This window comes from Yersinia sp. 2545 StPb PI (assembly GCF_052217125.1).
GTDB classification, from domain to species: Bacteria; Pseudomonadota; Gammaproteobacteria; order Enterobacterales; family Enterobacteriaceae; genus Yersinia; species Yersinia enterocolitica_E.
The window spans coordinates 742,003-766,343 of record NZ_JAZGPY010000001.1 but is presented as its reverse complement, the minus strand read 5'-3'; the positions used below and the strand labels follow the sequence as shown (position 1 = coordinate 766,343).

Below are 24,341 nucleotides of genomic sequence, written 5' to 3'. Positions count from 1 at the left end.
ATATTGGGTTTAGCCGTTAAATGCTTTTATATCCCCAACCCGCACACGTGGGTTTTTCTCCTTAACTCATTGATACTCATACCACAAGAAATATCTGGAAATGCTCACTATTGAGCAATAGCAAGCTACATTCATAAGCACTATTCAGCTATTCCATATAGTGTCTAAATGAAAATGTACCAAAAATCATATTTGAGGAGATAAACATGTCACAACCCCCAATCAATCAATCAGATATTAAACATTCCAAACAACGGCGCTCACTATTAAAAACTGCGGTAGGAATGTCGGTGCTTGGTATCGCCAGTGGATTAACTCTAGCCACACCAGGGATATCTTACGCAGCAGCATTAACGCGTGAAGAGCGAGATAAACTCACTCCGGAGCAAATTATTGCTGGCATGAAAGAAGGGAATATCCGCTTTAGAGCAGGCAAGATGCAACAGCATGATTATTTGGCTCAAAAACGGGCCAGTGCTGAAGGTCAATTCCCCGCGGCGGTTATTCTCAGTTGTATTGACTCACGGGCTCCGGCGGAAATTCTTTTTGATACCGGGATTGGTGAAACGTTTAATGCCCGTATTGCCGGTAACATTGCCAATAACGATTTGTTGGGCAGTATGGAGTTTGCCTGTGCGGCCGCGGGAGCAAAAGTAGTTCTGGTCTTGGGGCATACTTCGTGTGGCGCAGTTCGGGGGGCAATCGACGGCGTAGAACTCGGTAATCTGACCGGCTTGTTAAATCAAATTAAGCCAGCAATTGACGCAACCCAATTTAACGGAGAAAGAACCGGTAAAAATGATCAGTTTGTCGATGCCGTTGCTAAAACCAATGTTCAGCATACGATCAATGAAATACGGAGCCGGAGTAGTATTCTCAATGGATTAGAGAAAGAGGGGAAAATTAAAATAGTTGGCGCAATGTATAATCTCAATGGCGGGGCCGTTGAGTTTATTAGCTAATAGATTACAAGCTCCGGGCTTTATCGCTCGGAGCAAATTCATAATGATATCGAGCCGCTATTTTCTGTGGTGGTAGGCAACTAATAAGTGATGCCAGATTCCATTATCTATGGTGTAAACAACATGTTATACAGAAAAGCATCACCAAAGACACAGGATAAAAGAAAGTCGTGCTACGCTTTAATTAAGCGATAACGTTAATTTAGCTATTCTTTATGCTAATAGAATTCCTACACGAAAAAGTTCCTTAGCCTCACCGTTATCAGGAGCGTCACCATGAATCCTCCAATATATGTTTGTTAGCCCTATTTAAAAAACTTAAATAACAGATCACTATTTTACCTGTGTGGGGCCTCGATATGTTTCACTTTGATGCTTATGGTACGCTCGTTGCTGCAACGCTGGTGCTATTGCCAGGAAGGCAATGTGTCCAGAATATTCCTCTGCTACAAAAATATGCTATCCCGGAACCTATTGCGGGTGGTTTGCTGCTCGCATTACTGTTTCTGCTTATTCATCAGACAACCGGTTGGGAAGCCAGCTTTGATACATCACTACGTGATCCGCTAATGCTGACTTTTTTTGCCTCAATTGGCCTTAATGCGAATCTGGCAAGCTTAAGGGCTGGCGGTAAGGTATTGATAAAGTTTTTTGTGGTCGTTATTGGTTTGCTGTTACTGCAAAATATGGTTGGCATCGGTATGGCCAAAATTCTGGGGCTGGAGCCACTGATGGGGCTGCTGGTGGGAACCATAACACTTTCTGGTGGGCATGGCACCGGTGCGGCTTGGAGTGCCGTATTTGCGGAGAATTATGGCTTAAGTAATGCTACGGAAGTTGCCATGGCCTGCGCAACTTTCGGTTTGGTATTAGGTGGCTTGATCGCCGGCCCTATTGCCCTTTATCTCATTAAACATTCCGCCACTCCCAATGGCAGAGCCGAAGATGCCTTGCAACCCACAACCTTCGAGAAACCTCAGTCAGGGCGGATGATCACTGCGCTGGTATTAGTAGAAACTATCGCCATGATTGCCATTTGTTTGATGGCTGGTCGCTATATCTCGGGGTTACTGGCGGGATCTCTATTTGAATTACCGATCTTCGTCTATGTCTTATTTGTCGGGGTTATTCTTAGTAATCTACTCACTTATACCGGGTTTTATCAGGTTTTTGACCGTGCAGTCTCCGTAGTCGGTAACGTAAGCCTCTCCCTTTTTCTGGCAATCGCGCTGATGAGCCTGAGATTGTGGGAATTGGCGTCTCTGGCATTACCGATGTTGGCGATTTTATTGGTGCAGACGCTAACCATGGCTCTGTATGCCATATTTGTCACTTATCGGATTATGGGAAAGAATTATGATGCGGCCGTTCTTGCTGCTGGGCATTGTGGTTTAGGTTTGGGGGCAACTCCAACAGCAATTGCGAATATGCAAGCGATTACCGAGCGTTTCGGACCATCTCACGTTGCGTTTCTGATTGTACCGATGGTCGGCGCTTTCTTCCTGGATATCGCCAATGCAGTAGTGATCAAACTGTCTTTGTTATTACCGATGTTTACGCAACTTGGCTAAAAGCCAGTATTCATGGTGGCATCAACCGGCCAGAAGACGGAAACCCAGTATAAGCCAGCACATACCCTATAGTATGTGCCGGTGTTTATTCACCAGTGCACCTCTAACGCGCTAAATCTCCTCCCCCCTCGCGCCATGCTCTTCTTAAGTGATAACTGTTGATCTAGCATTGATTTCATAAGGTATTGCCGGTATAACTAACAGCCATTTAGAGATATAGACGTCTAAACGGATAAAATATCATGCACTCACCTGTTCCCGTCGAAGGGCAGTTCAAACGTACAATGAAGGCCCGGCATCTGGTGATGCTCTCTCTCGGGGGCGTGATTGGCACCGGCTTATTCTTCAACACCGGCTATATAATATCCACCACGGGTGCCCTCGGCACACTGTTGGCCTATATGATAGGTGCTGTGGTGGTCTATCTGGTAATGCTCTGCCTGGGTGAACTGTCGGTAGCAATGCCAGAAACCGGGGCTTTTCACGTGTATGCTTCCCGCTATCTTGGCCCAGCCACTGGCTATACCGTTGCCTGGTTATACTGGCTGACCTGGACAGTAGCCCTCGGTTCCAGTCTGACCGCCGCTGGGTTCTGTATGCAGTATTGGTTCCCTCAATCACCGGTGTGGTTATGGTGCCTTATCTTTTGTCTGGCTATTTTTCTGCTCAATGTGGTCACTACCCGCTTCTTTGCCGAAAGCGAATTCTGGTTCTCACTGATCAAGGTCGTCACCATTTTGGCGTTTATCATTTTGGGCGGTGCGGCGATGTTCGGCCTATTACCGATGAAGGACGGCACACCCGCCCCCTTCCTGCACAATCTGACCCAATCTGACTGGCTGCCAAACGGCACCTTACCGATCCTGATGACCATGGTGGCGGTCAATTTCGCTTTCTCCGGCACCGAGTTAATCGGTATCGCCGCGGGCGAAACAGAGAAACCAGAAAAAGCGATTCCGTGGGCAATCCGCACCACAGTGATCCGCCTGAGTGTTTTCTTTATCGGTACGGTATTTATTCTGGCTGCGTTGATCCCGATGGATCAGGCCGAGGTTGTCAAAAGCCCGTTTGTACTGGTATTTGAACGTATCGGTGTACCCTATGCCGCCGATATCTTCAATTTCGTGATCCTGACTGCCATCCTGTCAGCCGCTAACTCTGGTCTTTACGCCTCTGGCCGCATGCTGTGGTCATTGGCCAATCAGCGAACACTGCCTGCTTATTTTTCCCACATCAATAAACGCGGCATTCCTATTAATGCGCTGATCTTTAGCATGCTCGGCGGCTTGTTGGCACTGTTGACCAGTGTTATCGCGCCAGATACGGTGTTTGTCGCGCTATCAGCGATTTCTGGTTTTGCCGTCGTCGCAGTCTGGCTGAGTATCTGCGCAGCCCACTATGTTTTTCGCCGCAACTACCTACGCAGTGGGCTGCCAATCGAGGGACTGAAGTACCGCGCGCCGGGTTACCCGCTGACGCCGATCGCAGGCTTCAGCCTGTGCCTGTTAGCCTGTATCGGTCTGGCCTTCGATCCTGAGCAACGTATCGCCCTATACTGCGGGCTACCCTTTGTTGCCTTGTGCTATATCACCTATTACCTGACCCATCGTGCCGGGAAAAACCAACCATTGGGAGAGAGTCATGCCGGTTAACAACCCTATCTCTGCGCTCTTAAGCGCTGATCGCACATTGATTTTGGATGGCGCATTAGCCACTGAACTGGAGGCGCGAGGTTGCTCTCTTAGTGATCCGCTGTGGTCCGCTAAGGTGCTAATTGAGAATCCTGAACTAATTTATCAGGTTCACTTGGACTATTTTAACGCAGGGGCACAATGTGCCATCACCGCCAGTTACCAGGCGACCCCACAGGGTTTCCTGCGCCGTGGCCTCGACCAGCAACAATCGTTGGAACTCATTGCCAAAAGCGTTCAGTTGGCACAGCAGGCACGCAACGACTTTTTGAATCAGCACCCGCAAGCTGAGCCGCTGCTGATTGCCGGTTCCGTTGGCCCATACGGCGCTTATCTCGCAGATGGATCTGAGTATCGAGGCGATTACCGGCTGCCACAGGATGAGATGATCGCCTTCCACCGACCACGTATCGCGGCACTGGCTGAGGCTGGGGTTGACCTGCTGGCCTGTGAAACACTGCCATCGTTCGATGAGTTGCAAGCGTTGCTAACACTACTGCAACAATTCCCTACTTTGGGTGGCTGGTTCGCATTCACGCTACGCGACAGCCAACACCTGAGTGACGGTACCCCCCTGACCGAAGTTCTGGCGCTACTGCGCGGCAATCAGCAAGTATTGGCCATCGGCATAAACTGTATTGCGCTGGAAAACGTGACCCCGGCGCTACAGCAGTTTGCGGCACTGGCTGACAAGCCGCTGCTGGTGTATCCAAACTCAGGGGAACATTACGATGCTGTAAGCAAAACCTGGCATGCCTGTGGTGGCGAACACAACCACCTGATTGATCTGGTTGGGGAATGGCAGCGCCTGGGAGCACGACTGATTGGCGGTTGCTGTCGTACCACACCAAAAGATATTCGCATCATCGCTGAGCACTGTAAGCCGTAATCCCCCAGTGATATTGTAGCTAAGCGCCAACAGTATCACTGGATAAGCTTTGCCGCCTGATGAACTGCGGCAAAGCCTCTAAATATGCTGCTTCACCTGAGCGGCATTATTTAGTCGCCTAATTGCCGGCGTCAGGCTGGCGGCGATAGTCGCTATCACGACAGCAACGGCTGAAGCCAGCAAAACGGCCCGGCTGCCATAATGCATAGCGAGAGGCCCCGCAGCAAGTTCCCCGATAGGAATTGCCACAAATGACCCCATCGCATCATAGGCATAAACACGCGCGAGTTTCTCGGGTGGAATATGGGTTTGTAGAGAATGTGCCCACACAACACCGAATTGCCCAAAACCGACGCCGGCAATAAAAAATGCCCCCATAAGGATGGCAGTCGAAGACACCATACTAAGGAGAGTGATAGGGACTGCACAAAGTGCAACCAGAAGGACACCAATAAACAGATCGCGTCGTGGCCGCCAGCGGAGTGCAATAAAAGAACCGGCAATCAGGCCAATACTTTGTGCGGCAACAATAATCCCCCAACTGGCACGCCCAAATGAAGCATCAGCCACTATCGGGCCAAGGATCATCACTACGCCGCTAAAAGCGGCATTAACAATAGTGAACTGGGCAACAATAGTCCACACCCACGCACGAGCAATAAACTCCTGCCAGCCATCCCGTAGATCCTGCAAGATATTGGTTTTCGATGCGAGGAGCTGTGCCGAGGCAGTGCGAATCAAGAGATAAAGCGGTGCTGAAGCGGCAAACCCCAAGGCATCGACGGCCAATCCCCAGCCAGGCCCAATGGCAGCCGTCAGAACCCCGCCCAGTGAGGCGCCAATCACCGTCCCGCCATAGACCCCCAACTGGATAAAAGCGTTCGCTTCCCTGAGGTTACGTACGGGCACGGTTTGTGGAACCATTGCTGAAGAAGCAGGAAGGGCAATGCCCGCTGCCGCGCCGTTAATCGTCCCAAGGACCGCTAACCACATAATTGTGGCTGTTCCATCCAGCACCAACCAGGCAACAATCCCTTGAGATAAGGCGGCAATAACAGATGAAGACAGCAGAACCTTACTTCGCGAGTAACGATCCGCAAGTACTCCACCAATCAATAAGAAGGCAACATTGAAAACAGAACGTGCAGCTACCACCAGACCTAAATCTGCTGCGGAACCGCCGATATCCAACACCGCGAAAGCCAGTGCAATCGGTGCGATTCCATTACCTAATACCGTGAGGAGGCGGGCAAAAAACAAGTTTCGAAACGGGGCATAGTGAAATACATGTCGGGAAGATGGGACCGTGGCGTTCGCGTTCACTCACTTTTCTCCGCACTGATTTCAATACCTTGCAGGCTCTCACTGCTATCTTTCAATGGGGATATTTCATACTTTTTTTGTTTATTCATTTTGGGCAACTTTTCATCACATGACGCGCTTGTAGCAGGGGGGCCGCCGTAACATCCTCTGCCTTCACAAATACCATTGCCAAATATGTGTCTTTATCTGTATGAATGCCAAGATTAATTGATTTGAATGTATAAAATTATTCAAATCATCTGATGAAAACCCTAACGTTGTCAGGTAGCAGATTTATTACACCGTTACCCCTAAGTTGCTATAGGGATAACGGCGGTCTCAGCTACGGGTGCTGTTCCGTATTGGGTAACGCCAGCAACGCATAGCGGTTCAGCAGTTGACTAAACCGACTGTCAATCTGTTGGCGCAGTGCCGATGACGGAGTCTGCCCTGACTCTGACTGTACCTGATACTGACGCAACAACTCTTCCAGCGGTAAGGTTTTTGCCAGCGGCTGTTGTATCGCAAACACCACCGTTTTCAGCTCCGAAACCGTCATATAGCGTCCCTTCTTTTCATCCAATCCATTCAGTCGCTCTGCCAGTTGCCGCAAACGCTCTTGTGCCAATGCATAGTGTTTCAACTCCACCAATGGCGCAGCACTGGCTTCTCGTTGTTGTTGCCATAATGCACTCAGTCGGTTGACTTCTTGACTGGCGGGCCACAGTTGCTGCGCTTGTGATAACACCCCATCCCCCCGCATTTGTGCCCATAACGGCGGTAACTGTGTCAGTTGTTCCAACTGTGTGCCACTGCCTTGCAATACCGGGCCAGCCAATCGTACCAACTCAGCATCTGAGGTTTGTTTTCTCAGTTCATCGATTGATTTGGCTGCCAGTGGCGCAGGTAATGGCGCGACGCTGGTCAGCAATGCCTCGCGCAATGGATTAGATGACAGCGACTGCCAGATAAAGAAACTGCCCACCATCAAAACGGCCATCAGCGATAGCCCGGCGACAAACCCCTGCCCCGCTTTCCAACGTGGTGGGGGCGGCAAAGGCGGCGACAACTCCACCTCAACACGCGCCGGGGCCGGTTCGTTGACAAGATAAACCAGTGGTTCGCTGACCGCAGCCGACGAGAATGTCGGTTGTGGCTGTCGTTGTGGTTCAGAGACACCGGCATGCCGTACCGGAATACTTAATCGGTCTGGCGTATCAGCGGCGGCCTCGGCGCTCTCCAGACGTAGTGCTGCGTTATGCAACATCAGGCGCACCCCATCCAATTTACTCAGATGTTTGAGCTCTAGCGTTTGCAACTGCGTGCACAACTGTTCCAACGCACGCTCTGCCCGGTACACCTGAGCCAGGTCACCGTAGCATAACGTCATGGTGCGCCAAACTTGCTGCAACCGGTCACTCAACCAGGCCAATAACGCCACCCGGGCATGTGTTTGCGGCGGCCATAATGCACTCCACTGATGAGACAGCAAGCCCGCCAACAGCTCCAACCCTTCACACAACCCGGCAAGACCGGCAATGTGCGTACGTGCCAAGGTAAAATCTACCGTGGTCTGCAACTCAACCCCGTTCTGGCGAAACAGCGCCAAACAAAGCTGCTCGACCCGCCCCCAGTCAACATCCGGGCGAGCTGGATGATGTAATTTGCCGATTTCGTCACGTAAGGCACTAAATTCAGCAAAATGGCGGGGGTCACCGCCGGTTTTAACCGTGCGCTCAGTATTCGATATCATGTGTTTGTCTTCCCTGAATAGGCGTTAAGATGACTCACCCGGATTGAGATAATGTTGTTGTTTAAGATGACGTATCAGCACCCGGCCTTCCGGCATAAATGCCGTGCCGTAACGCACCAGTCCTAGCCCTTTCAGTTCCGCCTCAATGGCATACTCCAGATGGCCAGGAGCGGATTGTGGCAGTAGCAGCACGTTGATACTTTTCAACCGTGGCTCATATTTTAGCAACGTGGCTGAGAGCGTAGTCAGCAGCGCGTGCGCACTGCCCGGCAATCCCTGTAGGATCTCGCTCATATCCGGCAGACCATAATCGGGCAGATGACTGAGTGTACCGGCGCGGCAGTTGAGAATGCGCTGCATATTGTCGAGCACCGAGAGAATGACCTGGTTAGCTTCACTGACCTGATGTAGTTCAAGCCCGCCAGTGAAATTGCCCAGCAATTGCTCATACAGTGACGGCGAGGAGGCGTCCGGCATTACTTTGTCTCCGCCCGCAATGTCAGGCTGTTATTACCCAATTCAAGGGTCCGAGGCTTATCGGGATGCAGGTCGTCCAGCGTCAGAATCAGACGCCAGTGGTCTTTGGCCATATCTGGATGGCGGAACAGCGCTACCACCGCCACAAACCGGGTATCTTTTTCCATCGGCATATCCAATGTTACCGCACCGCCCGGTTTCACTATCACGCTGCGGCTGGCCAGCAGGTCATCTTTAAGTGCCGCCTCCCCGTCGCTCGCCAGTTGTTGATACACCGTTTTTAAGAAGGTTTTATCATCACGTAACTGATAAACCCGCACCATCACCGGCTCCGATGACGAGTTCGCTTCGTGCTCATCGGTATTCAGAGCCTCACGGGCGGTAAAATCCAAATGCAGTACCTTTATCTGCTTATAAAACAGTGATTTTGTGGCCGATACGGTGCCATCAGTCACTGCTTGCGTCAGCCCACAGCCACTGAGCAATAAAACCAATGCTGAGATGCAGATTTTATTTTTCCAGGCGGCCCAAGTTTTATTTTTCGAAGTACAGATTTTATTTTTCGAAGTAATAGCTAACACGTCGGTTTCCTTCTTGGTATTTCTGTGGAGTCAGTCCACTGTAGTGTCCCAGCTCCACGGTATAGTATTCAGGTATATCGTCTGACAGCGTATCGTCATCCAGCCCCAGCACCCCGGTCAGTCCCAATCTTACCGGCGTCTCATCCAACACCAACGCCGGCAGCAACCGTGTTGCGACAGTCAGTTGAATACAGGCTCGATAGCGCCAGCCCAGATACACCCGCAACAGCACCAGAAAATCGGTATACAGCGGGCCATCCGGTAACCAGTCACCGGCCTCGTCGCGGTCTGCCGTCTGCAGAGAAATCAGTAACTGACTGTTGGCATCGATGGCCTCATCGCCCAGTACGGTGTAACCGTCCAGCCAGTTGCCCCCTTCGTCGGCAAATGTCATCTGTGAGGTCAGACGAACCGTACGCAGGCAATGGGGCGTCACATCAGCCTGCGTAAAGGGGGCCAGCAGTCGGACCAGTGCCTGTACCCCTTCGGCAGTTCGCCCCGGTTGACGCATCACCCCCAGCAGGGCCAGAAAGCGTGATGTCGGGGTGGCAAAATGCTGCTGCGAACCTGGAATACCCATGCCAATCAGCCCCAACAGGCTTTGGGAGGTGCTATCTTTGCCGCCCGACTCAAAAGTGGCCGGATAGGAATATTTGCGCCAAATGCGATAAAACTGCGTCATAAAACGATGGTTGAAAATATCGAGGAACCCTTCCAGCGCCTCATGCCCTTCGCGCTGCTGGGTGATATCGTCGATATAGGCTGTCGGCAGTGGCGAATCCACACCGTACAACCCCATAAAGGTGGTGCGCGCCGTCAGCGGGGCATCAGGCTGCGCCGGATCAGTTTCCAGCGCCTTCAGCTCACTGACCGGGAACCCCATGCCCGGATGCGGACGAAAGCGCACCGGATCATCCGCTGGGCTATTGGTACTCCCCAGCGGCAAGGTTCCCGGTTGTTGCTCCAGCAACTGACAGAAGCGGTAAAAATTGATCTGTCCGATATCCCGCTTAAGCCGAGTGATCAGCCGGGAATGCGGGTCGTGTGATTCTCTTCCCATTCCAAACGTTCTCCTGTCGGTTGCAGTATCAGAGTCAGACGATTAAACAGATGAATATCGGTATACAGGGAAAAGAAGCGACTGAGCATTTCCCCGAACAGACAAATATCCCCGGTACCGGTAAAGCCGTTGCTGTCGAGAGTGATTTCAATGTGCACCCCGCGCAACAGATAGCCCCGCTCAAAGCGTTCAATCTCGCTATGTTTAACCTCGGCGATAGCCTCCAGTCGACGTCGGTTCATTTCGTTGTCCGTCCAGTCATACAGCGCCAGCGTTCCGCGCAGCACTTCAGCGTTATCCATCATCCACAAAAAACTGCTACCCAGATGGCTCAGTACCCGCCAATGAAAACGGTCACGGTTGGGCGGATAGCACGGCAACGAAGGCGCCGACAGATTACGCACCCGAACCTGGGCACCGGTAGACTTCACCACAGTATCCAGTACCGTGCTTTGTAGCGCTTTACGCGGTAACTGCCCATTGGTGCCGGTCAGGCTCAGTGACAAGTTTTCATTATCCGGTACGCTGTGGTTATCAAACGCCTCCCCCCCCAGCACCAACCAGGTATCGTGTAATCCCGAAGGCCCGCGTTTGACCCGCGTATGGTAGTAATACTCAGGCGCATCATGGCGCAACATTCCGCCCTTGTGGCGGAAACTGGTGAAAGGGACATAGACCTGATGCCCACTATGGCGGGAAGAAATCACTGAATCTACCGAATAAATTTCGGTATAGCCGTCCTGAATGCGCATCGGGCGCAGCTGATATTCAGTCTGTAATGAAGAGAGCGACAGTGGGTCAGATTCCAGCGGGAACAGGTTAATCACCGGCACACAATGCAGGCGCAGATTCTTTTCGGAGAATGAAAAATCATGTTCCCAGCGTTTTTCCAGCACCACATCAATCTCAAACCAGGGCAGTTCCGCTGGTAGTTCGACCCCCTCCAACCCCTTCAACGCAACAAACATAAACTTTTCGCGGAAGGTGAAATACTCCAGCAGGAGCTGATAACCACTGAACGCGCTGTCTGCCTTCGGCCACAAGGTATCCTTCTCACCGAACCCCAGCGGAGCAAAATAGCCGTCCAGCGGCTGGCGATCAGCCTGCCCCGGCAGACGGATCCAGAGTTTGGCGGTATTCAGGGTCAGCGCCTCATGCAGGGCGCAAGCCAGTGGCGCATCGGCATCAAAATAGAGCGGCAGGCGGCTCAGGTTGATACGGCTCCAGTCGGCCAGTGCGCTGCAATCAAAGCGCAGCCGGATAACCGATCGGCCATCTGGTTCGCTGTCCAATTCGGCACGGCGTAGTGTCAGCGGGAGTAAGTCCATATCCTGCGTGGTGGTGTAGCGACAGCGGGTTTCACGCTCCCCAATGGGGCGGGAAAGCACTTCAAAACCTTTGCTCACCCCCATACGCTCTTTCATCCCCTGCCATTGTGGGGTGAACTCCACAATAGAAAGCGACGGAATGGTACGCAGGTAGTGCGGCCACAGCAGGCTGACCAACCCTTCAGTCAGCTCCGGCAGGTCGTCATCCAGTTTTTCCCGCAGTCGGCCCATCAGGAAGGCAAAGCCTTCAAACAGACGTTCCACATAGGGGTCATGCGCCCCGACTTTATCCAGATTTAATCCGGCAGCCCGATCAGGGTGCGCACGAGCAAACTCTTCGCCCGCTTCGCGTAGGTAGCGCATTTCGGCGTCAAAATAACGCAGGGTTAAGTCATCCATAATGATATTTTTCATTGTGCTAATGGAAAGGGTGAAATACAGGAAAACAGTGTTTCAGAAATGGCGTGGAGCAAGGAAAAACACGTTTTTTATGCAATATTTTTCTTTTCGGTTATCCGCATAATACGGCCGCACGGGCCGGGTCAAGGGCAATAAGCCCACTGAGCAGGCTTTCCATTTCGACATGCAGGCGGGTTTTGTCACTGTCGCTGCGTTGTGCTTTCATCCGCAGCAGCTTCAGACTTCGGGCTTTGACTTCAAACGCCAGCCCCGGCTCCCACTGCGGCAAGGTTAGCAATGCGCCGCTGCTATCAAGGTCAATCAACAGATGCAGTGCCATATCGTTCTTGCCGTACTGCTCCGCCACGCGGGCCATCACCAAACGCAGCAGCCACTGATGGCGGGCAGTGGTAATACCCGGACGGGATTGCAACCAGTTAAGTGCGGCTTCAATCCCTTCACTGTCCGCCTGAGCCAGAGCTTCTGGCTCCAGCAACAGAATGCCATCTTCACCGGATGACACCACGGCAGCAGGCTCGCTGCCCCAGCCCGACACCGACTCCAGCACCTGCTGGTTTATCCACCCCAGCGTCACCTCATCAGCAAACGGCGTGCCGTCACTCCAGCATAGCCCTTCCAGCCCTGGTAGCCGGGTCAGTAACAGACGTAAATCCTGGGTGATACAAGCTGCCCAGCCATCGAATGGGGCTCCCGCTTTACTGAGTGCCTGATGCAGATACCACTGCACATCGAGCCAGAAATGGTTGACCCCTTCGGCAAATATCGATTCCGCCTGTTCCAACAACTCCAGCCAGTTTTGTTGCAGATAAAGACGCTTGAGCAGCGCGCGATATTCCGGGCGCGGCGGTACCAGTCTGGTTCGTCCACTCACATCCAACGGCGGTGACTGGTGTACCGTATCCCAGCGCACGCTCTTGATAAGATGATGCCCAGAGAGCCATCCCTGCGGCTGGTTACGCAGGTATTTTGCTAACGTTTTAGCCTGGTCGAGCAGGTCACGCCCCGACTGGACTGGCCGCAACTCCGGTGAAACCATAGCAGTCTGGCCCTGACTCCCTGCCGATGATGACCCGCTGCTGTTTTGTGGCACCACCGCATTCGGTCCACCGGACTGCGCCAGACGATGTTCCAAGGCAAGATACAATCCACCAAACTGCGGACGGGATGCGTCATCCCAGCAGCTAAGGCTCTGTTCGATTAACGCCAGTGCGCCAACGATGCGTGCAAAATCCGCATTATCCACTTCAGGATAGAGCGACAAACTGTCCAGCACGCGAGAACTCGATAGCCATTCCAGCGCAGTTTTCCGACTGGCTGCGCGCAACGGATGCAGGGTTTCACCAAAACGGCTGATAAGCCCGGCCAGCAGTGCCAGTCCATCCGCCAGCCCAGCCTCGCCATCACGGTGTAAACGCGCCCAAATGTAATAGGTTGCCACCCGCACATCTTTGCCATGCAGGGTTAACAGTTTTTCTGCCAGCTCGCTGGCTAACGTGGTATCAGCACCTGAGAGTTTATTGACCTCTTCACGCATCTGCTGGAAGTCGTCATTGTAACTGAGGTCTTCTCCACTGTGCTGGTCAGTCGTCACCGGCTGCAACCAGCGCTCCCAAAGTGTAACCTGTTGTTCTGCCTTTAATAACAGTGAATCAGGGGCCGCGGCACAGGCAGTGATCAGGGTATTTAACGTCGCCATCATGGCTCCTGTTGGTCAATATCAGGGGGTGACAAAAGAGATTAATCCTCTGCCATATCCTCATCATCGGTCCGATCAGATGCCGCTGGAGGGGCGTTCTGTATCAGAAAAATTTGCGCAGGCAGGGTGAAGTTACGCAGTTGCAGCAGACCTAATGGGCCTTTGCCCAGCTCGGTGCGTAATATCCATTGCAGTGATTGGTTATCCATGGTGGTGAAGGTCAGTTGATAACGCCCTTCATCCAGCTTTTTCTGTTTTGCCTGTTCCAGCCAGCGGATCAATCCCCATGTCCCCTGATAATCACCGTATAAACGGGCCCCGGAATTCACGCCAGTCCAGGTCAATAGCGTGCCGGGTTTGTAGGTATCACCCGGCCAGCGGAAACTCTGCCAACTTTCCATCTGGTTGAAATAATGCAATTTCTGTCCATCAATCGCTAAATTGGTTTCCACCACATTCGGAACTGGACGTGCCAGTAGCTCAAAGCGCAGCCCCTGACTGCCGTCAGTGAACAGAATATCGGAGACTTGACTCAGTTGATTAATGGCCGCCAGAAAGTCCGGGTTAAACGTTAGCCCCTGGCTGTTCACTTTACTCGGAACCCAGCGTGTCCCTTCTTTATGCAGCACGCCACCCAGCTCACGGGTCAGGAAGCTGTCGATACGCCCGCTATCCTTACGAATAAATTCGGCCAGCATCGGCAGTGAAGCATCGCTTTTACTGGCGGCAAACGGGTAACGCCCGTCAAAGGCTGATTTCCAATTGGCCACCACCGCGTTTTTCCACTGGTCGTTAAGGCTGGCCGACGAAGGTTGCAACACGGTCTCCCACGCCTGAGTCAGCGGCTGAACAAACATCGTCTGCCCAAAACTGCTCCATTCCTCTCCCAGACTGGCGGCAATCAGGCTGCCGTACTCCTGCGTGTCCGTCAGGTCGACACTTTTCCCTTGGAAAACGGTCTGGGCCAGTACCTGAGTCATCTCTTGTGGGTTCGAGGCATTAACCACTTGCTGGAGCTTAAGCCGTACCCTAGTCACGCGGGTGAGTAACGTTTGCAGGCTCAGCGAGCTGTCGGACGACATCCTGTTTTGTGCATCACCTTTGCCCATCAATGCCAACAGCGGGCCAAAAGTCTCGTCCAGCGGGCCTACTGGCCCATCGGCACTCTGGTCAATGGCCGGGGTCTGATCTTTATGCATCAGCGCCTTGGCGGACTTCACCAGAGAATCCGATAACGCCTGATTCTGCTGCCCAGTCTGTCCTTGCCACGCCAGCGTGTTCATCAGCGCAATCAGCGGCGACTGGCGTACATCACTCATCAGCGTCAGTTGGTCAATCACATCCGACAAGTTATGCGCCTCATTCCAGTGCAAACTGTTGAGAAAACTCAGCCAACTCCCAGCAAAATCGGTGAAATAACGTTCCGTCAGCCGCTTTTTCAACGCTTCCGGTGAAATGTCTTCTGATACCGCACGGCGGTTATCACTCAATACCCAGTCAATTTCTTCGCGACGGGAGGCCACCGTTTTATCTATTGCCTGCTGAATTTGCTCATCCCAGGCCTTGCGGGTAAACATACCGGGCACAGATTCCGAGGTCTGGAACAGACGCTGAGCATCAGTGTCGCCGGTCATGTCCGTCAGCGTCATGTCGGCATAGTTGCGACGCACCGATAGCAGCATGTTTTCATACAGCGTACTTTCTGCATTGCGCTGACCAATCTGCCCCAGCAAGACCTGCCGTACCTGGCTTACCAACCCGGTATCCGGTTTAATTTTCCAGTCCGGCTGAGCAGGCAGATTTTGCGCATAAAATTGCCATAAGTCTGGGGCCAGACTCTGCCACAGACCAGGAGACACACCGGCACGCGCAGGCTCGGTGGTCTGCATCACCTGTGCATAAAATGCAGCATCGGCTTTTTCCGGGCGTGACATCATCAAATAGGCCTTTAACTGGTCATAGCCTGTTTTTGCCAGTGCCGCACGTTGCGGGCTGTTAGCCGGCAGTTCCGCCAGTTCACTGAGTTTCTGATGCAGGCTTTGCGCGGTGGCATCCCTAAGAATGCGGTTGTTGGCCTGGCCATACCACGGCATCAGGACCTCAAGCAGCGGCGCATTATGATCCAGGCCAAAGCGCTGATACCAAGGTGCCCCCTGCGCCACGCGAGATTGTAAGCGCCCGATATCATTGCGCAGGGCTTGTAGGGCCATGAGTTGCTGGTCAGAGACCGCTTGCGACTGCGCCAGTTGCTGTGCCTGCTGCGCGGCAGAGACCATTTGGTGACGGTTGACCGCAAATGACACCACACTGCCCACGCCCCACAGCACTATCAGTGCCAGCAAGCTGTAGCACAATGTCTGCTCCCACGGCAGCCCGACACGGCGTCCACGGGCAGAACGACAGTCATCCAGTACCCCCTGCCAGCGGTCAGATGCAGTCCAGTTTTTCTCGTGCACACGCGCCGCCGATGTTGATACCGCCGGCAAACTGAACATCAACCCACGCAGGGGAATACGCGTCGCATACTCGGTAAACCACGGTGTCAGGCGCTGCCGCCAGCGGGTGGCGTCACCCTGCTCCAGCGACTGCGCCAGGCGCAACAAAAAATCGTGGTGTGGTTCGACAGAGAGCTGCTGCATCCCCTGCTCACGTAACTGAGGCAACAGAGAGCGCAGTTGAAGCTCAACCGCCTCTGGCGTGGCTTTCGCTGGGAACACCACCCCGACTGGCTGCTCCACCCGCGTATCCTGAGCCCACTCGCTGTCGCAGACCTGCCACAGATATACCGGTGGTTGATAACGCAAGGTTGCACCCATTTTTTCCAGGGTTCGCAGGCCGTTGTCCATCCACTGTGGAGTGCCACTCTGCGCGGCGGTTATCGCCCAAACAATGCCATCAAACGGGCGGCCACGGCGCAGTTTACGCCACTCACTCAGCCCCGCTTCATCAGCCGAATTTTGCACGCTACCACCGTGGATCAGCACCGTACGCTGCCCTTCCAACCAGCCCTGTTCCGCCAGTTGCGGTGCCAATGCGGCGATTTCGTCAGGTTCACCCACCACCATCAGCAGCCGGACTTTGTAGCGCCAGAACAGACCGTAACGGCGGCGCAGACGGGTTTTTAGCTTAATGGATTCAGAGTAGGGTGTTTTCTGTCGAGTGGCTTTAAGGGTACGTTTGGGGCCCTGAACTTTATCTTTGATGAGCTGACGGGCGGCAATAAAACCTAATGTCAGTACGCTCAGCGAGATAATCCAGATAAAGAGACATATCATCACCAGATTGCGCACTACATTCCAGTCGGTAGATTTTTGCTCCCCCCAGAACCACCATGCCAGCCCTCCCAGAAAGATGACCAGCGTCAGCGTAGTGATAAAGATAACAACGGTAAGGGCCACTGATATTTCAGTAGGCTTATTTTCCTGATCCATAGGGTTTAACAATTCCAAGCGCGAGTGTGTGATTAGGATCGCGAGCCAGCCAGCCACAAGGCATTGCATGGTGTTCCGCGAAGAAGGCGGCAAGCGTTTGAGCCACCATCGATTCAATCTCAGCAAGCTCACCCCAGTTGAGATCCTGAACATGCTGAGTCACATTCCACCCCGTTTCGTTCAGGTCAGGAATAGGGGGTTGTGAAAATAAAAAGCTGGTATCGGGGGGCTGAGTTAATTCACTTTGATCTAATGCTCGCTGGGCAACAGCGACGATACTCTCATCAGGGGAAGGGTTATAAACCTCTCCACGCGAGAATTGCACTTTACCTGTCTGGCCCAGTAGCCACAAAACAGCGGCTTCCCCAGCCGGTAATCGGCTTTCATGTGAAGCCGGGAGTGAGCAGCATCCCGCACAGAGAAAGAAAGACTCAGGTGCCGAATGCGTAAGCTCATCAATGATTTCTGTCATGCTTTCCTCACCTCGCCACACGACAGGGTGCGCGGGTAACACGACGTCGGGAAAGGACAAGGCCATTTGTGTGGAAAAAACTAACCAGGACGCCACTGAACCTGACCAGTAACAACGCAGCGGCGTTATTGCCAGTGGCCCCTGATGCTGCTCGCGCCATTGTAATACCAGGGTTTTCGCCAGATGCTTTTCTCTTTCCGTGATATCGACGGCAAACGAGTGCAGTAAGCGCAGTGCCTTGCCACCGGACTCAATACGGACGTCCGGTTGACGGTGATCGCGGTTAATCAGCCGTTGCCACTGGGTTAACGTTGTTCCGGCCGGCCCGATTAAGACCGCCTCGGTCAACGCGATATGCTGGCAGTGCCGCGCCCACCATTGCTGCTGAACCTGTTTCACTTCATGGTGATATAACTGCGCGTTATGCGTCGCCATGCGATAAAACAGGACGCGTAGCCCCCAGACCAACGCACTTAGCACGGTAATAAAGCCAATCACCATGACCACCTGGCCGTACCCTGCTTCCGGGTGACGTAGCAGTGCAGCGATACCGCCGGTCAGCAATAACACGGTTGCCCCGGTAGCCAGCCAGCGTTTACCTGTCGGTGGTCGGGCATGACGGTAAGCGGGAAAGGTTGGCTGGGGTCTCATTGCTCTATCCCAACATCGGGGAAAGAACTCACCAGCGTGCAGCCACAGGCGCAGCGGTGCCCGTGTAACGCGACAGGCTGCCCGTCAACCTCTGAGATGGCACTGCCTTCCACAATGCGGGTCATACCATGGCGGTGACACAGGGCTGCATCTCCTTTGCAGGCGATACCTTTACCAAAGCACTGGTAATGCCCCCCCAACACTTTGCCACCGTATTCCCGCAGGCTATCGCCCTGTCGTATGATATTTTTCATGGTTTAACTCCTGACTACGACGTCAGTAATGACTCCGCCTGTGCCCAGCGCGAGGCAATCATTGTTTTTGCCTGTTCGAGCTGTTGTTCACCGAGGAGCTCTTTCTGCAGACTGGCCACGGCACCAGGTACCTGCGTGAATGCCGTCAACAGATCGGCTTCCGGCAGCATGGGAAGTGGCTCTCCGGTAATTAAATCCAGCGCTTTGGCTTCCAGAGCCATCACACTCGCGGTACCTGCCAGTCCTGACAATTTTCCCGCCAGTTTTTTCTGTTTAAAGCTAAAGATGACTCCGCCAACCAACGTGGCCACACCCACCACATTGCCCGCAATGGTCAGCAGTGACAGTTCTTTATTGCAGTTGTCGCCGAAGTAGACCATTCGGTCGCGGAAATAGCCGCCCCAGGGCTCGCGGCTACCAAAGGTGGCGTGCAGGAACCACGCACGGGAGTCATGAACTTGGTCGTCATATAAGTCGCGAAGTAAGCCACTGGGTTGCTCGGCATTGCTCGCTTCCCCCTGCGGCGGGAACAGCACCTTGACATGCGCGTCGCCATCGGCTTTCATCCGTTTGAATTCTGCCCGCTCGTCATCGGTATTGATCAGGAAAATGGCCGTTTGTGGGATTTTATCCAGCACCAACTGCCAGGTACTGGTCAGGCTGCGTGATTCGCCACGATAGTCATGACCAAACTCCTGAGCGGCCTGATAGAGCTGGGTTTTGGCGATATCTGGGTCAAAATCCTTCACCCCCGGAGGTAGCAGTGGGGCTGGGTCACCAGGGCGATGTTCAGCCAGTAATTTTTTCCTTTCTTTTTCCACATCCGCCTGTTTGGCATCGCGCGCATCTTTGGAAGCTTTGAGTTGCAAAGCGGTACCATCTTTATCATTTATTTGCTGATAAAACGGGGTGTTAAGCAGAGTAGCCCCAGCATAACGGTTAATACGCCAGGCAGTGATCCACCCCATCTGGTTATTCACCGCTTTTTCAAGGGTGACACTGGCACGCACCGGTTCAAACTGTGCAGCCTGTTCAGCAGTTAACTCTTGTGTGGATGGTGGCAGATTTAGCGTGACTTCACGCCAGGCGTTGAAGCGGTTGATTAAACTTGGGGAGATAAGAAACTGATCATCTAAATCTTGAGGCATGAGTCGCCAGACATCTTTACTAAGTTCGCTTGGTATTGAATCTGCTGGAACTTTCAGTGGTGCTCCGATAGCAAATGCAGCAGCGTACATTTCATGTAACGCTATTTGCGATAACAACAAACTATCATCATCACTGTTGGCTTTACCCTGGTCGCCAGGAGGATAGCCACCACCTAAATCAGAATGCATGCCCGGATAAACCACTTCCACGCTGTTCGACGGATATTTACCATTGGTGTGGCGGATGGAGTCCAGCGGGAAGCATAACCGCTGTTCATTAGACGAAATCAGATGCACACAACGTTTGATAAATCCGCCATAGGTAGCCTCATCGGGTAATTCCTGGGTACCGTCGGCCCAGGCCATATGCCCTTCGGCGACCGGTGCCACATGGGCAATACCCACCGAGGCCACCGTATCCAGCAGCCCAAGAAACTCAACGCTCAGTGGGATTTTTAAATCATTTATCGCCAGACATTGTTCCGGCTGCAGGCCTTCGGCTTCTGGTTTTGGCAGCAGCTCACTCAGCCAGTGGACAAACGCACGTGCCTCAGCCGCGCCGCGGGAAAAACCGTACACATAGAGCTTGATGCCCAGCAACTTAGGCTTGCCAGGCTCCGCCGGTGCCAACGCAGTGCGCAGCTTCGATTCCAGCTGTTTGAGCTGCTTACTGAACTCTTCGTAGCGGTTATGTGACCCACCGAACCCAAGGGACGCCCAAGAGGTATTCATTCCTTTTATCGCCGACAGGCAAGCGCTGTCATCCAGCTTGCCCATACCCATGGTCCGCATCAGGGCATCAATCAGCCGCAACACCCCCCAGTTTATCCGGTCTTCACCGTAGCGAGCTCCCGCCAGCCCGGTCATGCTGTATTCGAGGTCATTAATCTCGGGGAATGGGGTGCCGACGCCGGGGATATAGTATTTGAAGTATTTTTTGCTGATGCTGTCGCTGCTATCCAGCGGTTCTTTTTCTGCACCCCCGGCATAGCCAGTGCCGATGGTGGCACGAAACAGCCGGGCAATATTGGTCGGGTGTTTCGGGTCTGACAAATACTGGTCGTTGTTAAGATTATTACCGGTACCGTCGAAGAACAGGCTGATATGCAAGGTGTTACAGCATGGCGGTTCGACCCGCCGGTCTGCGGCTAGGCACAGTTCCTGCCGATAGGCCCGTTCTTGGCTATCCTGCTGATGGCAGTTTTTCCCCACCAATGCCGCCTGAGTCGGTAATCGCCCTTGCGCAGGGAATTGCGCCGGATACCAGGCAATATCCTTTTCTGTGCTTATTTCGGACATACTTTTGGCTCCGGCATCTTCAGCGGTTCTTTAATCGGGTAATTAGGACTGTTGTAGGTGGCACAGGAAGTGGTAACTTTTACCTCATCACAGGGCATAAAGTGCACCGTGATACCGCAGGTTTTTTGCCCGGTGTAATCAGGTACGGGTACAATCTTGCTATGCTGACGATTCAATGCTTTGATTTTCCTTGACCATTCTTGTTTTTGTTCGAAATATTTCTGCCAGAGATCAGAATTTTGCGGAGCAGAGACGGGGCGTTTTGGTTGTGGAATCTCAGGGACATCACTCGCAAACGCGACACCACTTTCCCAGTCAACTCTGACCGTCATCCCCGGTCGCCATGGCCCAGAGACGCCATAGCAGCAACCGCCGCCACCGCCCTGATAAGGGCCGATAATGTCGATGCCCGACTGGCCATCGACGCTGAAGTTATTGATAGCCCAATGAGTGTGGTTGATGGCTTCGATGGTACCGCCCCCGCCGCCCTGTGCTTCAGCGCCGGGCTGGGTACATGCTGAGAGCAGAAAAAGCCCCGCCAGCAGGCTGAATTTGTCGAGTTTCATGTCACTGTTCCTTCCGTTGAGGTAAGACTGATGAATAACACGTGGCTTAGGATTTACCGCTCACCAAGAAATCAGGAAATCATAAGCACCGTTTTATCAATGAGTTAAGCGTTCAGAAGTCAACCGAGATACTTATTTCGGACAGTCTTTTGGCTCCGGCATCTTCAGCGGTTCTTTAATTGGGTGATTAGGGCTGTTGTAGATGTAACAGGAGGTGGTAACTTTTACCTCATCACAAGGCATAAAATGTACTGTGATACCGCAGGTTTCTTGCCCGGTATAGTCCGGCACAGGTACCACTTTGCTATGCTGCCGGTTATTGGCACTCATTTTTTTTTCCCATGCCAAATACTTAGCATCATCACCGAACCCTGGAAATCCCTTCATACTGCTTTCACCACTTTCCCAGTCAATTCTGACTGTCATTCCCGGTCGCCATGGCCCCGGTACACCATAGCAACACCCCCCCCCCCCTGATAAGGACCGATAGCATCAATACCAGACTGGCCATCGACGCTGAAGTTGTTGATGGCCCAGTGGGTGTGGTTGATGGCTTTGATGACACCCCCGCCGCCCTGTGCTTCAGCGCCGGGCTGGGTACATGCTGAGAGCAGAAAAAGCCCCGCCAGCAGGCTGAATTTGTTGAGTTTCATGTCACTGTTCCTTCCGTTGAGGTAAGACTGATGAATACACGTGGCTTAGGATTTACCGCTCGCCAAGAAATCAGGAAATCATAAACGCTGTTTTATCAATTAGTTAAGGGATAAGTCGTTAACCGAGAGACTTATTTCGGACATACTTTTGGCTCCGGCATCTTCAACGGTTCTTTAATCGGGTAATTAGGGCTGTTGTAGGTGGCACAGGAAGTAGTGACTTTTACCTCGTCACAAGGCATAAAGTGTACCGTGATACCGCAGGTTTTTTGGCCAGTGTAATCAGGCACAGGTACCACTTTGCTATGTTGGCGATCATTAGCTTTCATTTTTTTTAACCAAGCTTTGTATTTAACCCTATCTTCAAATCCTGGGAAGTCTTTAGTTGAAGCCTCACCACTCTCCCAATCAACTCTGACGGTCATTCCCGGTCGCCATGGCCCAGAGACGCCATAGCAACACCCACCACCGCCACCATCATAAGGACCGATAGCATCTATACCCGACTGGCCATCGACGCTGAAGTTATTGATAGCCCAATGAGTGTGGTTGATGGCTTCGATGGTACCGCCCCCGCCGCCCTGTGCTTCTGCGCCGGGTTGGGTGCACGCTGAGAGCAGGAAAAGCCCCGCCAGCAGGCTAAATTTGTCGAGTTTCATGTCACTGTTCCTTCCGTTGAGGTAAGACTGATGAATAACACGTGGCTTAGGATTTACCGCTCGCCAAGAAATCAGGAAATCATAAGCACCGTTTTATCAATGAGTTAAGCGTTCAGAAGTCAACCGAGATACTTATTTCGGACAGTCTTTTGGCTCCGACATCTTCAACGGTTCTTTAATTGGGTGATTAGGGCTGCTGTAGGTGTAACAGGAGGTGGTGACTTTTACCTCGTCACAAGGCATAAAATGTACTGTGATACCGCAGGTTTCTTGCCCGGTATAGTCAGGCACGGGTACGGCCTTACTATGCTGGCGGTTCAATGTTTTTATTTTCTGATACCATTCTCGTTTTTGATCAGAGTACTTTCGCCAGAGATCAGAATTCTGCGGAGCAGAAACAGGAGGTTTTGGTTGAGGAAGTTCAGGGATATCACTAGCAAACGCGACACCACTTTCCCAATCAACTCTGACCGTCATCCCCGATCTCCATGGCCCAGAGACGCCATAGCAACACCCACCGCCACCGCTATCATAAGGACCGATAGCATCAATACCAGACTGGCCATCGACGCTGAAGTTATTAATGGCCCTGTGGGTGTGGTTGATGGCTTTGATAGTGCCACCACCGCCACCTTGCGCTTCAGCGCCGGGCTGGGTACATGCTGAGAGCAGAAACAGCCCCGCCAGCAGGCTGAATTTGTCGAGTTTCATGTCACTGTTCCTTCCGTTGAGGTAAGACTGATGAATAACACGTGGCTTAGGATTTACCGCTCACCAAGAAATCAGGAAATCATAAGCACCTTTTTATCAATGAGTTAAGCGTTCAGAAGTCAACCGAGATACTTATTTCGGACAGTCTTTTGGCTCCGGCATCTTCAGCGGTTCTTTAATTGGGTGATTAGGGCTGTTGTAGATGTAACAGGAGGTGGTAACTTTTACCTCATCACAAGGCATAAAATGTACTGTGATACCGCAGGTTTCTTGCCCGGTATAGTCCGGCACAGGTACCACTTTGCTATGCTGCCGGTTATTGGCACTCATTTTTTTTCCCATGCCAAATACTTAGCATCATCACCGAACCCTGGAAATCCCTTCATACTGCTTTCACCACTTTCCCAGTCAATTCTGACTGTCATTCCCGGTCGCCATGGCCCCGGTACACCATAGCAACCCCCCCCCCTGATAAGGACCGATAGCATCAATACCAGACTGGCCATCGACGCTGAAGTTGTTGATGGCCCAGTGGGTGTGGTTGATGGCTTTGATGACACCCCCGCCGCCCTGTGCTTCAGCGCCGGGCTGGGTACATGCTGAGAGCAGAAACAGCCCCGCCAGCAGGCTGAATTTGTCGAGTTTCATGTCACTGTTCCTTCCGTTGAGGTAAGACTGATGAATAACACGTGGCTTAGGATTTACCGCTCACCAAGAAATCAGGAAATCATAAGCACCGTTTTATCAATGAGTTAAGCGTTCAGAAG

General features: G+C 52.5%; 18 protein-coding genes and 2 pseudogenes. 4 read left to right on the top strand and 16 right to left on the bottom strand.

Annotated elements, in window-relative coordinates:
- The first annotated feature begins 206 nt into the window (after positions 1 to 206).
- The 4 genes from V1955_RS03255 (at position 207) to mmuM (ending at position 5,113) form a co-directional block, all read left to right on the top strand.
- Positions 207 to 962: a carbonic anhydrase gene (locus tag V1955_RS03255; RefSeq protein ID WP_083162603.1), complete on the top strand. Its 756-nt coding sequence runs from the start codon at positions 207 to 209 to the stop codon at positions 960 to 962.
- 359 nt (positions 963 to 1,321) lie between these two features.
- Entirely contained in the window at positions 1,322 to 2,533 is a 1,212-nt protein-coding gene (gene gltS, locus V1955_RS03250; protein ID WP_442820517.1) for a sodium/glutamate symporter, read from the top strand.
- Between the two features lie 242 nt (positions 2,534 to 2,775).
- Positions 2,776 to 4,185: an S-methylmethionine permease gene (gene mmuP, locus V1955_RS03245; protein WP_083162599.1), complete on the top strand. Its 1,410-nt coding sequence runs from the start codon at positions 2,776 to 2,778 to the stop codon at positions 4,183 to 4,185.
- Complete coding sequence (mmuM, locus tag V1955_RS03240; protein ID WP_372569608.1) at positions 4,175 to 5,113, top strand: homocysteine S-methyltransferase; 939 nt, start codon at positions 4,175 to 4,177, stop codon at positions 5,111 to 5,113. The genes mmuP and mmuM overlap by 11 nt, the downstream gene beginning before the upstream one ends.
- Before the next feature lie 78 nt (positions 5,114 to 5,191).
- Here mmuM and V1955_RS03235 read toward each other — a convergent pair whose 3' ends face one another.
- The 16 genes and pseudogenes from V1955_RS03235 to V1955_RS03160 form a co-directional block, all read right to left on the bottom strand.
- The gene (locus V1955_RS03235; RefSeq protein ID WP_442820516.1) at positions 5,192 to 6,436 is read right to left on the bottom strand and encodes an MFS transporter; all 1,245 of its coding nucleotides are present in this window, start codon (positions 6,434 to 6,436) and stop codon (positions 5,192 to 5,194) included.
- Between the two features lie 322 nt (positions 6,437 to 6,758).
- On the bottom strand, positions 6,759 to 8,168 hold the full coding sequence (locus V1955_RS03230; RefSeq protein WP_420073210.1) for a VasL domain-containing protein: 1,410 nt from the start codon (positions 8,166 to 8,168) through the stop codon (positions 6,759 to 6,761).
- Between the two features lie 24 nt (positions 8,169 to 8,192).
- Positions 8,193 to 8,645: a type VI secretion system baseplate subunit TssE gene (gene tssE / locus V1955_RS03225; RefSeq protein WP_083162591.1), complete on the bottom strand. Its 453-nt coding sequence runs from the start codon at positions 8,643 to 8,645 to the stop codon at positions 8,193 to 8,195.
- Positions 8,645 to 9,226 (bottom strand): type VI secretion system lipoprotein TssJ, encoded by a 582-nt coding sequence (tssJ, locus tag V1955_RS03220; protein ID WP_083162589.1) that lies wholly within the window; start codon positions 9,224 to 9,226, stop codon positions 8,645 to 8,647. The genes tssE and tssJ overlap by 1 nt, the downstream gene beginning before the upstream one ends.
- On the bottom strand, positions 9,201 to 10,286 hold the full coding sequence (tssG, locus tag V1955_RS03215) for a type VI secretion system baseplate subunit TssG (protein ID WP_083162587.1): 1,086 nt from the start codon (positions 10,284 to 10,286) through the stop codon (positions 9,201 to 9,203). The genes tssJ and tssG overlap by 26 nt, the downstream gene beginning before the upstream one ends.
- The gene (gene tssF, locus V1955_RS03210; protein WP_083162585.1) at positions 10,250 to 12,013 is read right to left on the bottom strand and encodes a type VI secretion system baseplate subunit TssF; all 1,764 of its coding nucleotides are present in this window, start codon (positions 12,011 to 12,013) and stop codon (positions 10,250 to 10,252) included. Before tssF ends, tssG begins: the two co-directional genes overlap by 37 nt.
- A gap of 112 nt (positions 12,014 to 12,125) precedes the next feature.
- Positions 12,126 to 13,730 carry a type VI secretion system protein TssA gene (gene tssA / locus V1955_RS03205; protein WP_083162583.1) on the bottom strand — a complete coding sequence of 535 codons (1,605 nt, stop codon included), beginning with the start codon at positions 13,728 to 13,730 and terminating at the stop codon, positions 12,126 to 12,128.
- A 41-nt stretch (positions 13,731 to 13,771) separates the two neighbouring features.
- Positions 13,772 to 17,161, bottom strand: a complete 3,390-nt coding sequence (locus V1955_RS03200) for an ImcF-related family protein (protein WP_193784778.1) — start codon at positions 17,159 to 17,161, stop codon at positions 13,772 to 13,774.
- Positions 17,145 to 18,284 carry a hypothetical protein gene (locus V1955_RS03195; protein WP_050078991.1) on the bottom strand — a complete coding sequence of 380 codons (1,140 nt, stop codon included), beginning with the start codon at positions 18,282 to 18,284 and terminating at the stop codon, positions 17,145 to 17,147. Before V1955_RS03195 ends, V1955_RS03200 begins: the two co-directional genes overlap by 17 nt.
- On the bottom strand, positions 18,281 to 18,538 hold the full coding sequence (locus V1955_RS03190; protein ID WP_025377078.1) for a PAAR domain-containing protein: 258 nt from the start codon (positions 18,536 to 18,538) through the stop codon (positions 18,281 to 18,283). The genes V1955_RS03195 and V1955_RS03190 overlap by 4 nt, the downstream gene beginning before the upstream one ends.
- Before the next feature lie 14 nt (positions 18,539 to 18,552).
- Positions 18,553 to 20,985 (bottom strand): T6SS phospholipase effector Tle1-like catalytic domain-containing protein, encoded by a 2,433-nt coding sequence (locus V1955_RS03185; RefSeq protein ID WP_442820515.1) that lies wholly within the window; start codon positions 20,983 to 20,985, stop codon positions 18,553 to 18,555.
- Positions 20,973 to 21,551, bottom strand: a complete 579-nt coding sequence (locus V1955_RS03180) for a DUF3304 domain-containing protein (RefSeq protein WP_442820514.1) — start codon at positions 21,549 to 21,551, stop codon at positions 20,973 to 20,975. Before V1955_RS03180 ends, V1955_RS03185 begins: the two co-directional genes overlap by 13 nt.
- Positions 21,552 to 21,683: 132 nt before the next feature.
- Positions 21,684 to 22,204, bottom strand: a pseudogene (locus V1955_RS03175) (DUF3304 domain-containing protein).
- 131 nt (positions 22,205 to 22,335) lie between these two features.
- Complete coding sequence (locus V1955_RS03170; protein ID WP_442820513.1) at positions 22,336 to 22,863, bottom strand: DUF3304 domain-containing protein; 528 nt, start codon at positions 22,861 to 22,863, stop codon at positions 22,336 to 22,338.
- A 132-nt stretch (positions 22,864 to 22,995) separates the two neighbouring features.
- Positions 22,996 to 23,574, bottom strand: a complete 579-nt coding sequence (locus V1955_RS03165) for a DUF3304 domain-containing protein (RefSeq protein ID WP_442820512.1) — start codon at positions 23,572 to 23,574, stop codon at positions 22,996 to 22,998.
- Positions 23,575 to 23,706: 132 nt separating this feature from the next.
- Positions 23,707 to 24,222: pseudogene (locus tag V1955_RS03160) on the bottom strand (DUF3304 domain-containing protein).
- Positions 24,223 to 24,341 lie beyond the last annotated feature (119 nt).

Bases quoted from the DNA above. Each gene is read 5' to 3' on its own strand.
- mmuM (WP_372569608.1), top strand. From the start codon at position 4,175: ATGCCGGTTAACAACCCTATCTCTGCGCTCTTAAGCGCTGATCGCACA.
- V1955_RS03170 (WP_442820513.1), bottom strand. From the start codon at position 22,863: ATGAAACTCGACAAATTTAGCCTGCTGGCGGGGCTTTTCCTGCTCTCA.
- tssF (WP_083162585.1), bottom strand. From the start codon at position 12,013: ATGGATGACTTAACCCTGCGTTATTTTGACGCCGAAATGCGCTACCTA.
- V1955_RS03200 (WP_193784778.1), bottom strand. From the start codon at position 17,161: ATGGATCAGGAAAATAAGCCTACTGAAATATCAGTGGCCCTTACCGTT.
- V1955_RS03180 (WP_442820514.1), bottom strand. From the start codon at position 21,551: ATGAAACTCGACAAATTCAGCCTGCTGGCGGGGCTTTTTCTGCTCTCA.
- V1955_RS03165 (WP_442820512.1), bottom strand. From the start codon at position 23,574: ATGAAACTCGACAAATTCAGCCTGCTGGCGGGGCTGTTTCTGCTCTCA.
- V1955_RS03255 (WP_083162603.1), top strand. From the start codon at position 207: ATGTCACAACCCCCAATCAATCAATCAGATATTAAACATTCCAAACAA.
- V1955_RS03195 (WP_050078991.1), bottom strand. From the start codon at position 18,284: ATGAGACCCCAGCCAACCTTTCCCGCTTACCGTCATGCCCGACCACCG.
- V1955_RS03190 (WP_025377078.1), bottom strand. From the start codon at position 18,538: ATGAAAAATATCATACGACAGGGCGATAGCCTGCGGGAATACGGTGGC.
- V1955_RS03230 (WP_420073210.1), bottom strand. From the start codon at position 8,168: ATGATATCGAATACTGAGCGCACGGTTAAAACCGGCGGTGACCCCCGC.
- tssA (WP_083162583.1), bottom strand. From the start codon at position 13,730: ATGGCGACGTTAAATACCCTGATCACTGCCTGTGCCGCGGCCCCTGAT.
- V1955_RS03185 (WP_442820515.1), bottom strand. From the start codon at position 20,985: ATGTCCGAAATAAGCACAGAAAAGGATATTGCCTGGTATCCGGCGCAA.
- gltS (WP_442820517.1), top strand. From the start codon at position 1,322: ATGTTTCACTTTGATGCTTATGGTACGCTCGTTGCTGCAACGCTGGTG.
- tssE (WP_083162591.1), bottom strand. From the start codon at position 8,645: ATGCCGGACGCCTCCTCGCCGTCACTGTATGAGCAATTGCTGGGCAAT.
- mmuP (WP_083162599.1), top strand. From the start codon at position 2,776: ATGCACTCACCTGTTCCCGTCGAAGGGCAGTTCAAACGTACAATGAAG.
- tssG (WP_083162587.1), bottom strand. From the start codon at position 10,286: ATGGGAAGAGAATCACACGACCCGCATTCCCGGCTGATCACTCGGCTT.